The sequence below is a fragment of the Vibrio sp. Isolate24 genome, assembly GCF_022398215.1.
Lineage (GTDB): Bacteria > Pseudomonadota > Gammaproteobacteria > Enterobacterales > Vibrionaceae > Vibrio > Vibrio coralliilyticus_A.
Map to the genome: position 1 here is coordinate 25,682 of NZ_JAKEUU010000014.1, position 12,351 is coordinate 38,032.

Here is a 12,351-nt window from a genome sequence, read left to right on the forward strand (position 1 = left end):
TAATCTCTCGCTATGAATTTTTATTTGGAGAATATAATGAAAAGAAAAATGAACAAGCAGTCTGGCTTTACGCTTTTAGAGGTGATGGTTGTTGTCGTCATCTTAGGTATTTTAGCGAGCTTTGTTGTTCCTAACCTTTTAGGTAATAAAGAAAAAGCGGACCAACAGAAAGCCATCACTGACATTGTTGCCCTAGAAAATGCACTGGATATGTACAAGCTAGACAATAGCGTTTACCCAAGCACTGACCAAGGTTTGGAAGCGTTAGTTAATAAGCCGTCCAGCCCAGAACCACGCAACTACCGCGATGGTGGTTACATTAAACGTCTGCCTACTGACCCTTGGGGCAATGATTACCAATACCTGAGCCCAGGTGACAACGGCAATATCGATATTTTCACTCTTGGTGCCGATGGCCAAGAAGGCGGTGAAGGTGTCAATGCTGACATCGGTAACTGGAATATTCAGGACTTTCAATAAGGCAGAGGCGGCATAAGCCGCCCTCTTTTTCCCATGCGTCAAAGTTATCCGACTCTTTCTCGAACCGGCTTTACCCTGCTAGAAATCTTACTGGTTCTGGTATTGGTTTCACTCGCTTCGGTTGCAGTGATTTCCACCTTACCGACCAGTTCAAAAGATGTGGCAGAAAAGCAGGCGAAATCCCTTTTTCAGCGCGTTTTGTTGCTGAATGAAGAAGCGATGCTCAGTGGTCGTGATTTCGGTTTACGTGTTGATGAAAAAAAGTCGGCCTACTACCTAATGTCTTTGGAAAGTAAAGGTTGGCAGAAACTCAATATCGACCAAATTCCTTATGAGACAAAGCTGAACGAATCAGTGGCTATCACTCTCACATTAGGTGGAGGGGCGTGGGCAGATGATGATCGCTTGTTTAAGCCGGGCAGTCTGTTTGATGAAGAGATGTTTGCTGAACATAAAGAAGAAAAAAAGCTGCGCCCACCACAGGTGTCTATTGTCTCTAGTGGTGAAGTGACACCATTTTCTATTGCCATTTATCCCCAGCAAGGTGATCAAGAGCAGGATGCTTGGAAAGTCGTGGCAAAAGAAAATGGCGAAGTGGTGCTATTGGCTCCGGGAGAAAGCGAAGATGAAAGCTAAGCGGGGCATGACACTGCTGGAAGTGTTGGTGGCGCTTGCGATATTCGCAACGGCAGCGATTGCAACCATTCGTTCTGTTAGCCAGCACATTAACACGCTGAATTACTTGGAAGAAAAAACATTCGCGGCGCTGGTTGCTGATAACCAGATGGCGAAAGTCATGCTAGCAGGCAGTAAACCGAGTAAGAAAAAAGGCAAAGAAGAATTGGCAGGGCGAGAATGGTTTTGGTCAGTAGAGCCGGTGGAGACTGCAGGAGATATATTGCAGGCGTTTGATGTCAAGGTTGCCACCAGCGAGAAAAGTTCGCCAGTAGTCACGGTGAGAAGTTATGTGCCGAAATAAGCAGTCAGCTTTCCAAAGCGGTTTTACTTTAATTGAAGTTTTGGTCGCCATTGCTATCTTTGCCAGTTTGAGCGTCGGTGCTTATCAGGTACTCAATCAAGTTCAGCGCAGCAATGCATTGTCGCTTGAGCGAAGTGAACGATTGAAAACACTGCAACGGGCTCTGGTATTTATGGACGGTGATTTTCGCCAGATGGCATTACGTCAGACTCGCACCAATGGCGAAGAATCGAATGGCCTATTGCTGCACTGGAAAGAGTATCTGCTTGATTCCGATGCGAAAGGGATAATGTTTACTCGCTTAGGTTGGCACAATCCTCAGCAGCAATTTCCCCGTGGCGAAATCAGCAAGGTAGGTTACCGAATCAAGGATGATGTGCTCGAGCGTGTCTGGTGGCGCTATGCGGATACGCCCGCAGGGCAAGCGGGAATAACGATGCCACTGATCGACAAAGTGGAAAAGTTTAATGTGAAGTTCTTTGACGGCTCAGATTGGAAGAAAGAGTGGGATCAAAAAGCCATGCTGCCTCAGGCTGTAGCCGTTGAACTTGAGCTGGAAGATTACGGCAAAATTGAACGCATTTATATGACAGCGGGTGGTGGCATAGGTGGTGCTGAGGAGAAAAGCGATGACAGCTAAGCGTCCTCAGCGCGGTGTTGCTCTGATTGTAATTTTACTGCTCCTTGCCGTTATGGTCAGTATTGCCGCCAGTATGGCCGACCGTTTGTTCAGCCAGTTTAAGCGCGCTGGCAGCCAAATCAATTATCAACAAGCGTACTGGTATAGCTTGGGGGTTGAAGCACTAGCAAAATATGGAATTGAGCAAAGCTATAAAGACAACGACGACAGTATTAATTTGTCGCAGCCTTGGGCTCAAGAGCTGGACAGTATGCCGCTGGACTATGGCACGGTAAGCGGTAAGTTATATGATGCTCAGGCATGTTTTAATATCAATGCGTTGTCTGAGTTGGAGCAAACCGCAGGGTCTGCGCAGTTACCTTTTCTCGTGGAGAAGTTTCAGAACCTACTAGAAGAGCTGCAAGTGGATAATTATGAAGCAGAAACCGTTGCACAATCGCTGTGGGAATTTGTAGACAGTAATGATTCCGTTAATTCATCGTCTGGTGTCGAAGACAGCCATTACGAGGGGCTGTCTCCCGCTTATTTGAGTGCCAATACCTTGCTGGCTGACAGCAGCGAGCTGCGAGCGGTGAATCAGGTGAGTGGTGAAGTGATGGAAAAAGTCAGCCCAATGATCTGTGCGTTGCCGACCACGGACTTTCGCCTCAATGTGAACACCATTATGCCGGAACATGCCGCTTTGTTGGCGGCGATGTTCTATCCGAACCTGAGTACATCTCAGGCCAAACAGATTTTGGAAAACCGTGGCCCCGATGGCTGGGCATCTACGGATGACTTTTTCGCTGAATCCGACCTGAGTGGTTTGAGTGAGGATGTTAAAAAGCAAGTCAAAGGTTACTTGAGCGTCGATAGCGTCTATTTCGAGCTGGACGCTGAGGTGCTAGTGGATAAATCCAGGGTGCGAATTCGCAGCCTGTTGTTTAGTAATAATCGAGAAACTGCAACGGTAATACGCCGTCGCTTTGGAGGGATCGGTGAACGAGTTTCTAGTCGTTCGGCTGAGCAAAAGTAAAACAGCAGCGATTCAATGGCTGGTTTGGTCAGAAAGCCAAAAGGAAGTGATAGCGAGCGGCGAACTGCAAGATCATCAGGATTTAGCTGAGCTTGCCAATTACGCTGAAGGGCGTCAGGTCGTTGTTTTGGTGTCAGCCGCTAATTTGGTTCTGACTCAACTAGACGTTCCTGCAGGTGCCAATCGTCAATTTGACTCTATGCTGCCATTTATGTTGGAAGATGATGTGGCTCAGGATGTTGATGAGCTGCACTTTACTGTATTAGCCAAAGAAGCTGGTCAGGCCTATGTCTGTGGGATTGACTATCACTGGTTGGAATCCATCTTGGCAGATATGCAGCAGTTGGGTCTTGTGGTGCGTAAAGTCATGCCAGATGCGTTGGCATTGCCACTTGATGACAACTGCGGTTTGAGTGCGGTGGAGCTTGATGGTCAATGGCTGGTCAAGAAAGGTCAGTTTAGTGGAGTGAGTGTTGAACCTGCTTGGCTGCCTCTTCTCGTTCAATCTGATTGGGTAAAGCAGGGGGAAGACTACCTACCACTGCAAGCATTTTCACCATTACCAGAACTGCCTTATGCCGATGGACAAGAATGGCGTAATGAAGAGCCGCAATTAGTGATGCAGTTGCTTGCTGAGCAAGCGGTAAAGAGCAAAACTAATCTGCTGTCTGGTGAGTTCAAGCCTAAATCTTCCTTGGGTCGTCACTTGAAAGTGTGGCGCAAAGCCGCGATTGCTGCAGGTGTATTGATTGCGGTCTTAAGCGTGGATAGCTGGCTGCAGATTCAGAGTGCAGAAACACAAGCCAATGCCTATCGTCAGGAAAGTGAGCGTATTTTCCGCCAAATGACGAATAAGAATAAAATTCCGACCGTCACCTATCTCAAGCGTGAAATGGAGCGAGAGGAAAGCAGGCTGTCCGGTGGTGGTAGTGGTGACTCGGTACTTGAGTGGATGGTGAAGATGCCACAAGTGATGAAGCAGGTCCCAGGCCTTAAGCTGACCAGCTTCAAATATGACAGTACTCGTGGCGAAGTAAGGCTTCAAGCGCAAAGCAACGACTTTCAGACATTTGAAAAAGCGCGTGAGCTGATGTCGAGTCAGTTTACGGTTGAGCAAGGGCAACTGAGCAAATCGGGCGCTCTCGTTAATGGCACCTTTGTGCTTAAGCGTTTATAGGGGAGCCGTGATGAAACAGTTAATGACTTCACTGCAAACGTGGTGGATGGGGACGAGCCAGCGTGAACAACGCTTGCTTATTGCGTGTGCTATTTTACTTCTCCTTGGCGTGATTTACTGGGGCGTGCTGCAACCTGTCAGCCAACGAGCAGAAATGGCGACGAACCGAATTCAAAGCGAAAGACAGCTACTGAGTTGGGTGAAAGACAAAGCCGATAATATTAGCCAGCTGCGTGCTAAGGGGGGGGTCGCTTCCTCGGATTTGCCGCTTAACCAGTCGATTTCTTCTACGGCAGCTCGTTTTGGTGCTGAGTTGGTGCGAGTGCAACCAAGAGGGGAAGAGCTTCAGGTATGGATTCAACCGATGCCGTTTAATCGTTTGGTGGAATGGATGACTTTCCTCAAAGAAAAGCATGCTGTTTCTGCGACCTTTATTGACATTGATAAAGCTGAGCAAGAAGGTATGGTTGAAATCAAGCGCTTACAGTTTGTGAAAGGGTAAGATTAAGTGAGAAAAGTTATTTTACTCAGTTTGGCTTTGATTATGGTGTTTATCACCAGTGCGATAGTCCATATTCCTGCTCAGGTGGTGTTGAGCTACGCACCATTACCACAACAGTTGGTGATCAATGGTGTCTCAGGGACGGTCTGGGAAGGAAGAGCCGCCAGTGTAATTTGGCAAAAACAGAAGCTAGGTTCATTGCATTGGCAACTGGCACCGTTGAAACTGTTAACGGGCAAAGCTGAAGCGCAAGTTCGTTTTGGTCGTGGTAGTGATATGCAGATCACAGGCCGTGGTATCGTGGGATACAGCACTTCTGGGCCTTATGCGGAAAACTTGATTGCGTCTTTGCCGGTTGAAAAAATTCTTGAGTTCACGCCTCCGATGCCGATTCCCGTTGAGCTGACGGGACAGGTCGAACTGAGTATTAAATCTATGGTTTATGCGTTGCCTTACTGCCAAATGGGAGAAGGCTCGCTGGTGTGGAATACCGACAAAGTGGTGACTCCACTTGATGAGCTGTATGTTGGACCTGTGGTTGTGGACTTTAGCTGTCAGGACAGTTTGATCACATTGAAGGGTGACCAGAACAGTGAGCAAGTCAGCAGCGCTGCAGAAGTAGTGCTTGAGGCAAACCGTAACTATCAGGCATCAGCTTGGTTTAAGCCGGAAGGGAAATTTCCCAGCTCACTGGCTGAGCAGTTAAAATGGTTACCATCGCCAGATGGAGAAGGGCGCTACCAATTTACCTATCAGGGGCGCCTGTAAACACAGAGACATAATAAAAGAGCGGCGTCATGTCGCTCTTTTTACTTGGCTTACTTTCCTTGAGTAGGGAAACTGATTTGGGCGCGTAAACCGCCACCACTGCGATTATTAATGATCACGCTGCCGTTGTGCTGACTGGCAATACGTTTGACAATCGCTAGCCCAAGCCCTGTGCCTTCACTACCTCGCGCGGCATCGCCACGGGTGAAAGGTTCAAACAGCTTCGCTATCTGGCTTTGTTTAATACCTGGGCCGTTATCTTCGACACAAACCCATACCAGCTTGTTATCAGCGGTGACACCAGTGCTGACTTTGACCCAGCCATTTCCATAACGGATGGCATTAACAACCAGATTACTCACTGCACGCTTGATGGCGATCGGGCTGCCGCTGGTCAATTTTATCGGATGCTGAAGCTCGGTTTCTATTTGGATTTCATAGCCGCCCTCAGAAGTGGCGATATCATTGGCGATTTCATTCAGATCAACGTCGATAAACGATTCTTTATTGACCGGTTTGAGGTAGTCCATAAACTGGCTGATGATTTCATTACACTCTTCTGTGTCGCTGATTATGCCTTCCGCTAAATAACTATCCTCTGGTGACATCATCTCAGTCGCGAGGCGGATGCGTGTCAGTGGTGTCCTTAAATCATGACTGATACCCGCCATCAGTAGTGCACGGTCTTCTTCCAATGCTTGAATACCTTTCGACATTTGGTTAAAGGCTCGGGTGACGGAGCGGATTTCTGATGTGCCTTTTTCTGGTAAGGGGGGAGGGATTTCGCCACGGCCAACGCCTTTAGCCGCCTTTTCCAAGGCGATCAAAGGCCGGTTTTGTAAACGAATGAATAACCAGCCTCCTGCAACGATCAATAATGCCATCACCAAGCTGTTATGAAATAAGGGAGCGAAATCTTCTTCCTGTAATTCAGACAGTGGAATGCGCAGCAGCGAGCCGGGTAGAGAGTCAATTTTCATCCATAGAATGTAGCTGTCGGAACCGAGCATCATGCGCACATCGGTGGCTGAGCCGAGCTCTTTACTCATTTCCTCGCTCATCAAGTCGATGCTCACCGCATGGTAGTACTCATCTGCTATTGGGCTGTCATCAGCATGAATGGTTACGCCTAATTGTTCCAGCACACGTCGACGTAGAGGGGCATCCATAGGTAGGCCATCTTTAAATGCGGCCGAGTCATCAAGCATCAGGTTGATTTCATGACCGAGGATCTTGTTGAACTGCTGCAGGCTTGGCATCAGCGCATAGTTAAACACGGCGTAATAAGAGTAAACCTGACTGGCTATCAGTAGGGTGAGAAAAATGAAAATAGACTGGGTAAACGAGCTGCGAATACGCATATATTCGACCTTGTGAACGGTGAAAGCAAAGAGTGCGAGACATTGTCTCGCACTCTTATTGAATTAGTTATTAAGCTTCTTTGCCATCTGGCACAAATACGTAGCCTAGCCCCCACACGGTCTGGATATAGCGGGGTTTGCTAGGGTCCACTTCAAGCATACGGCGCAGACGGGAGATTTGAACGTCAATCGAACGCTCCATGGCAGAATATTCACGACCACGAGCCATATTCATCAACTTATCGCGTGACATCGGCTCACGGGCGTTAGTGACCAGCGCTTTCAACACAGCAAACTCACCGGAAGTGAGAGGCATGGCTTCATCTCCACGGAACATCTCACGTGTGCCTAGATTAAGGCTGAATTCACCAAATTCGACAATCGACTCCTCCGCACTCGGTGCCCCAGGCAGCTCTGTGGTTTGGCGGCGTAAGACAGCTTTGATGCGAGCAAGTAGCTCACGAGGGTTGAACGGCTTTGGCAAATAGTCATCGGCACCGACTTCTAAGCCGACGATACGATCAATTTCATCCCCTTTTGCGGTGAGCATTAGGATGGGTAATGAGCTATTTGCATTTCTCAGTCGACGGCAAATGGATAGGCCATCTTCACCTGGCAGCATTAAATCAAGCACCATCAAGTGGAAGTTTTCACGGGTTAACAGGCGGTCCATCTGTTCACTGTTAGCAACACTGCGTACTTGGAATCCTTGTTCAGACAAGTAACGCTCTAGCAATGCACGCAGGCGTGCATCGTCATCAACGACTAAGATCTTGTGATTTTCTTGCATGTAATGATTCCACCTATTAAATAAGCTTAGCGCTTTGACAGAGCCGCTGTTCAGCCCTTTTTCACAAGTCAGAATGTAACATTGTTCTGAGGAAAGTGGCGCAAAGAATTGTTAACGATTATTACCTTTTTCACTTCTTTTTAGCTAATGTATACGCCATATTCAATTCACTAGCGTCAGAAATATGAAAACAAACCTAATCACACGCGAAGGCTTTGATCGACTTAAAAAAGAACTCGATTTTTTATGGAAAGAAGAACGCCCAGAGGTGACTAAAAAAGTGACGTGGGCGGCGAGCTTAGGTGATCGATCTGAGAATGCGGATATCAAGTTAGAAGTATGAAAAACATACTAAACATTCCTAACCCACTAATTAAATAGTACACGGTAATAGTATGCGTACTATTGCCGTGTACTATTTTCACGTCAACAAAACACAATTAACACGGCCAAGGTACGATAGAATCGCTCGGTGATCACAGACAACTACAACGACGCGTAACAAGCTTTTGGACAGAAGCTCGTTAGAGTAAACCGTCCATAATCCCGCTGTCGGATAACTACTCGTATCCCACCACAGCCGTCGGCAGTGGTCTTTCTACAAGGAATTAGACAAAATCATTCACCCGCAAGCCGTAGTGCAAGACGGACTATATGCAGAGTTTTCCACAGAATATGCAGTTTCACGCTTAACCCAGAATTGGTTCCCCCTCAAAAAACTTGTTGCAACAATAAATGATGGTGCTCGAAAAATACTACGCCCTGAAGCAGCCTGGTATGCAGATTTACCATAGATTGATACTTCCGTGCACAATTTTTGTACTAGCAACAACACGTTGTTGAAAATCTTATCTCTTTTTGATATGGTAAACTTGTTTACTATGTTGTGTTTAATATTAAGTACAGGACGGTCAGAATGATTTTTGAAGAACGTATTAGCATTGAAGCCTCGCCTCAAGACATATATTCGCTATATACCGACGTGGAAAATTGGAATCAATGGGATAAAGAAGTTAAATGCTCTCATCTAACGGGAGCTTTTGAAGTAGGTTCGGAAGGAATTCTGAAGCCAAGTAGTGGGCCGAAGTCAAAGATATTAGTTACAGATATTGTACCAAACCAGTCTTTCACCGTAACGAGTAAACTCCCATTTTGCCTATTATCATTTGAACATGAACTGCTGGTGAAAGGGAAAGTCACCGAAGTCATACATAGAGTTAAGTTTTCAGGTTTGACAAGCTTTTTATTCGGAAAGCTCATTGGCAACCAAATACATAAGGGACTCCCATCCACTCTTCAAGGATTGAAAAAAAGAGCTGAGAATAATGTTTAATAATGAACTTCCTTCGGACAGCGTAGGACTACAGTTTTGGGCTGCTTACACTAGGTGGCACTCAAAGGCACTAAAAATACTTAAACCTCTTAATATTAATCATACTCAGTTTGTAATACTCGCCTCAGTACTATGGTGTAAAGAGAACAATAAATTACCAACACAAGCAGAAATTGTACATATTACTGGTTTAGATAAAATGACAATATCCAAATCCATTAGGGGCTTGGTGGCGAAAGAGTTGATAATCAAAGATAAAGACAGTCGTGATTCACGTAGCTTTTCACTCAAACTTACGCAAACTGGAGAGTCTTTAACCAAAACGGCTTTAACGCTAATCGAAAAGTTAGATCAACAATATTTCGGGGGCCTAAAAGATAAGGAGGCGCTGTTTATTTCTCTTCTTCAAGAAATTAGAAAGTGAATATTTATGCAAAACGCACCTTTATCAGTATAGGCCTTATTTTGAAAGAAATTGGGAGTTCTCTGGCACCGTTTCTCAACCGCCAGAAATAAGAAAAAGTACGGTGATTTCAGTGGCACGATCTGCCAATGAGTAAATGTGTTAACAAGGAAAGGGGCATTTTCGAGCTAGAAAGTGTCCTGAGTAAAAATTCAGCCTAAGAAGGCTCTGAACAAAAAATGAGGTTTGAACATGATTCTTTAACGGTACTAATTCAGACAGTTACTCACTTTTTTGACTTAGTGTTTGCCCAGATTTATTTGTCGCCTTCTCATGTTCTACTGTCGCTACTTTACAACATATTGCAACGAGCGTTCTTATGAAGATAAAACATGATCTATTCATTACTATTGAGTGGAAAAGTAAAAGTCATATATTGTTCTAATTGACTCGCCACCTTATTTCTCCCTGAAGATTTTGCCTTATATAAGTTTTGATCGGCATTTTCCAGCATCTGCTTAATGCTACGACTACTATCAAAGGCCGCGACACCAATACTAATGGTCAGATTTTTAACCTCCTCAAAGCAATAAAGTTCGATGCTTCTCCTTAACTTTTCTGCGACTATTACACCTTCATCTAGTGCCGTATTAGGACAAATCACCATGAACTCTTCGCCTCCCCAGCGACCAACGCAGTCAGTTTGTCTAACGTTATAACGGAGTAAGTTAGACACTTCGACCAAGATGTTGTCTCCCACTAAATGTCCATAGCTATCATTGATTGATTTAAAATGATCAATATCGATTAAAAGAACGCTAAAGGGGGCCAAATAACGCTCCGCACGGCGATACTCACTTTCCAAAGAGCGATTCAACTTAGAACGATTGTACAACCCGGTAAGTACATCTCTATCTGAAATCGTCTCTAGTATTTTCTTATCAGAAATATCCGACGACACAGAGATATAGCCCACCTTTTTTCCATCAGTATCGTAACGTGGAGAGATATAGCTTTTTAACCAATAGCTTTCGCCGTTTCGCTGTTGATTGTGGAATTCTCCGTGCCAACTTTGTCCATCCGATATCTTTTGCCACATATCGACAAAGTCCTTAGGTTGCGTACTATTATGGTGAAAAATAGAGCTGTGTTTACCTACCACGTCATGACGCCGAAACCCGCTCAGGTTGCACATTGCATCGTTAATTCGGGTGATCACTCCTTTTAAATCCGTATCAACAATTGGCACATACTGGTCAACAATATGACTGTACAGCTTATGCTCTTTAGTCAATTCAGCTAATCTCTCTGAGTTCTTGGCAGGGCCATAAGCCGCCAATAAACCTAAAGGAAATGCAATTGCACTCACTATAACAATAAGAATAATGCTTGATTCAAAAGCGTTTTTTGCCGCAGATTGACTAAGTTGCTCTGAAGAGGTGACGAAAAGACGTAGACTTTCATTGTTACCCAGAATTTGAGAGAGATCTAAATAATGGGAGGACATGACATCATTAACAGACAGGCCAAGGATTTCTCTTGAGGTCGCATGTTTTCCTAGATAGCGAGACCAATTAAACTCTCGATGATTTGAGAAAACGATATAGCCATCACCATCAAGTAAATAAGCATCTAGGCCTTCAAATGTCGTCAATATGTTGAGCATATAGGTTGCATCCATATTTGCGACTACCGCACCAAGAAATTGATTATCTTCACCTTTGACTGAGGTGATGAGGCGTAAAGTTGGTCGATAGGGAACCTCATACACTCCATTCTCTTTGTTCAGGTCCAAATTGGAAACATAATAACTGTCTTCTGATAAATCTTTAGATACTTGGAAATAATAACGATCCTGCTTATTTTGAAGTTGTTCGTAAGGCTCGATTTGGTAGTGAGTACCACGATGGTCACTCCGAGCCTTCGCCTTCACGACTTCATTACCATGGATATCTATGAAGCGTAGCTGGTAGATTGAAGAATTTGTCTTTATTAAGCTAAGCATAAAGTGCTCTAGCCGCAATAAATTAGCCGATGTTGGAAGCTCAATGTAAGTCGTCATTTCGTTACTATGAGATAACGCCACAACGTTATTCTTCAACCCATTGATAAAGAAATTTGCGGCGGACTTAGATCGCTCTATTTGAAAGCTGACTTTTTGATCAAGGTTGCTTGTGTTGTAAGCGTTGAACTGCCAAAAACTTATCCCTGATGAGATAACGGCGATCACCAACCCAAACGAAACAAAGTAAAAAAGATACTTTCTATACATTACCGAAGTCATTACTTTCATGACATACACCCTACCGGAAGTACCACCTTAGTGGTAACAATAAGCAATAACACACATATTAGCAGACTTAGCGCGCTTAAGACGAATAACTTTAACTTAAATTGATAATTCACTCACTTTTAGTCGTGCGATGTTGGTCTAAGCTCGAACCATGGTGAACTCATTTCACCGTCACCCACCGCCACACACAGTAAAAGAGGCCTTCCTAATCAGATGTATTAGGCATTTAGCCTGCATGCCTCAATGATTTGCACTAGATATAATGTATGAAAGGTGACCACTCTTGTATTGGATGGAATCTCACACCGTATCGACTCAATATGTTTATGTCTCGCTTGGATTTTGATGCCTGACTTTTGGCATTAAACGACCCAAAGAATATAAATGCCATCTATACTTTGTTTGGGCAATGGTGCCATCATTGTGTGCAGGCTAACCAACATGACAAAAAAACCACCTATCAATACTCTACCTACTTACTTATGCCTTTTTGTCAGTTACTTGTTGCTCGCCATGCTTTCTCTTGTGCTCAGTCGTGGAGAAGGCGCTTTGGCAACGGTTTGGTATCCAAACATTGTTGCAGGATTTATTATTGCTCAGTTGCCAGTAA

General features: G+C 44.9%; 13 protein-coding genes and 1 pseudogene. 11 read left to right on the forward strand and 3 right to left on the reverse strand.

Annotated features, from left to right (window positions below; translation table 11 throughout):
- The first annotated feature begins 36 nt into the window (after window positions 1–36).
- Genes gspG through L1D23_RS21875 form a run of 8 tightly spaced genes read left to right on the forward strand, consistent with a single transcriptional unit; the run spans window position 37 to window position 5,561 of the window.
- Window positions 37–480 carry a type II secretion system major pseudopilin GspG gene (gene gspG, locus L1D23_RS21840; RefSeq protein ID WP_239837880.1) on the forward strand — a complete coding sequence of 148 codons (444 nt, stop codon included), beginning with the start codon at window positions 37–39 and terminating at the stop codon, window positions 478–480.
- Between the two features lie 33 nt (window positions 481–513).
- Window positions 514–1,116, forward strand: a complete 603-nt coding sequence (gene gspH / locus L1D23_RS21845; RefSeq protein ID WP_239837881.1) for a type II secretion system minor pseudopilin GspH — start codon at window positions 514–516, stop codon at window positions 1,114–1,116.
- Complete coding sequence (gspI, locus tag L1D23_RS21850) at window positions 1,106–1,459, forward strand: type II secretion system minor pseudopilin GspI (RefSeq protein ID WP_239837882.1); 354 nt, start codon at window positions 1,106–1,108, stop codon at window positions 1,457–1,459. The genes gspH and gspI overlap by 11 nt, the downstream gene beginning before the upstream one ends.
- A complete protein-coding gene (gspJ, locus tag L1D23_RS21855) occupies window positions 1,446–2,099 on the forward strand; it encodes a type II secretion system minor pseudopilin GspJ (RefSeq protein WP_239837883.1) in 654 nt (217 codons plus the stop codon). The genes gspI and gspJ overlap by 14 nt, the downstream gene beginning before the upstream one ends.
- Window positions 2,089–3,114 carry a type II secretion system minor pseudopilin GspK gene (gene gspK, locus L1D23_RS21860; protein WP_239871757.1) on the forward strand — a complete coding sequence of 342 codons (1,026 nt, stop codon included), beginning with the start codon at window positions 2,089–2,091 and terminating at the stop codon, window positions 3,112–3,114. The genes gspJ and gspK overlap by 11 nt, the downstream gene beginning before the upstream one ends.
- Window positions 3,077–4,291: a type II secretion system protein GspL gene (gene gspL / locus L1D23_RS21865; protein WP_239871761.1), complete on the forward strand. Its 1,215-nt coding sequence runs from the start codon at window positions 3,077–3,079 to the stop codon at window positions 4,289–4,291. The genes gspK and gspL overlap by 38 nt, the downstream gene beginning before the upstream one ends.
- Before the next feature lie 10 nt (window positions 4,292–4,301).
- Window positions 4,302–4,793, forward strand: coding sequence for a type II secretion system protein M (locus L1D23_RS21870; RefSeq protein WP_239871765.1), 492 nt, complete (start codon window positions 4,302–4,304; stop codon window positions 4,791–4,793).
- A 6-nt stretch (window positions 4,794–4,799) separates the two neighbouring features.
- Window positions 4,800–5,561: a type II secretion system protein N gene (locus L1D23_RS21875; protein WP_239871768.1), complete on the forward strand. Its 762-nt coding sequence runs from the start codon at window positions 4,800–4,802 to the stop codon at window positions 5,559–5,561.
- 50 nt (window positions 5,562–5,611) lie between these two features.
- Here L1D23_RS21875 and envZ read toward each other — a convergent pair whose 3' ends face one another.
- Both envZ and ompR read right to left on the reverse strand, forming a co-directional pair.
- On the reverse strand, window positions 5,612–6,922 hold the full coding sequence (gene envZ / locus L1D23_RS21880; protein ID WP_239837888.1) for a two-component system sensor histidine kinase EnvZ: 1,311 nt from the start codon (window positions 6,920–6,922) through the stop codon (window positions 5,612–5,614).
- Window positions 6,923–6,992: 70 nt separating this feature from the next.
- The gene (gene ompR / locus L1D23_RS21885; protein ID WP_239837889.1) at window positions 6,993–7,712 is read right to left on the reverse strand and encodes a two-component system response regulator OmpR; all 720 of its coding nucleotides are present in this window, start codon (window positions 7,710–7,712) and stop codon (window positions 6,993–6,995) included.
- Window positions 7,713–7,896: 184 nt separating this feature from the next.
- Here ompR and L1D23_RS21890 point away from each other — a divergent pair.
- The 3 genes and pseudogenes from L1D23_RS21890 to L1D23_RS21900 all read left to right on the forward strand — a co-directional run.
- Window positions 7,897–8,037, forward strand: a pseudogene (locus tag L1D23_RS21890) (transcription elongation factor GreB); the annotation flags it as partial.
- A gap of 591 nt (window positions 8,038–8,628) precedes the next feature.
- Entirely contained in the window at window positions 8,629–9,045 is a 417-nt protein-coding gene (locus tag L1D23_RS21895) for an SRPBCC family protein (RefSeq protein ID WP_101904617.1), read from the forward strand.
- Complete coding sequence (locus tag L1D23_RS21900) at window positions 9,038–9,469, forward strand: helix-turn-helix domain-containing protein (protein ID WP_239871772.1); 432 nt, start codon at window positions 9,038–9,040, stop codon at window positions 9,467–9,469. Before L1D23_RS21895 ends, L1D23_RS21900 begins: the two co-directional genes overlap by 8 nt.
- A 376-nt stretch (window positions 9,470–9,845) precedes the next feature.
- Here the strand turns inward: L1D23_RS21900 and L1D23_RS21905 are convergent, their stop codons facing one another.
- Window positions 9,846–11,741 carry a diguanylate cyclase gene (locus L1D23_RS21905; protein WP_239871775.1) on the reverse strand — a complete coding sequence of 632 codons (1,896 nt, stop codon included), beginning with the start codon at window positions 11,739–11,741 and terminating at the stop codon, window positions 9,846–9,848.
- Window positions 11,742–12,351 lie beyond the last annotated feature (610 nt).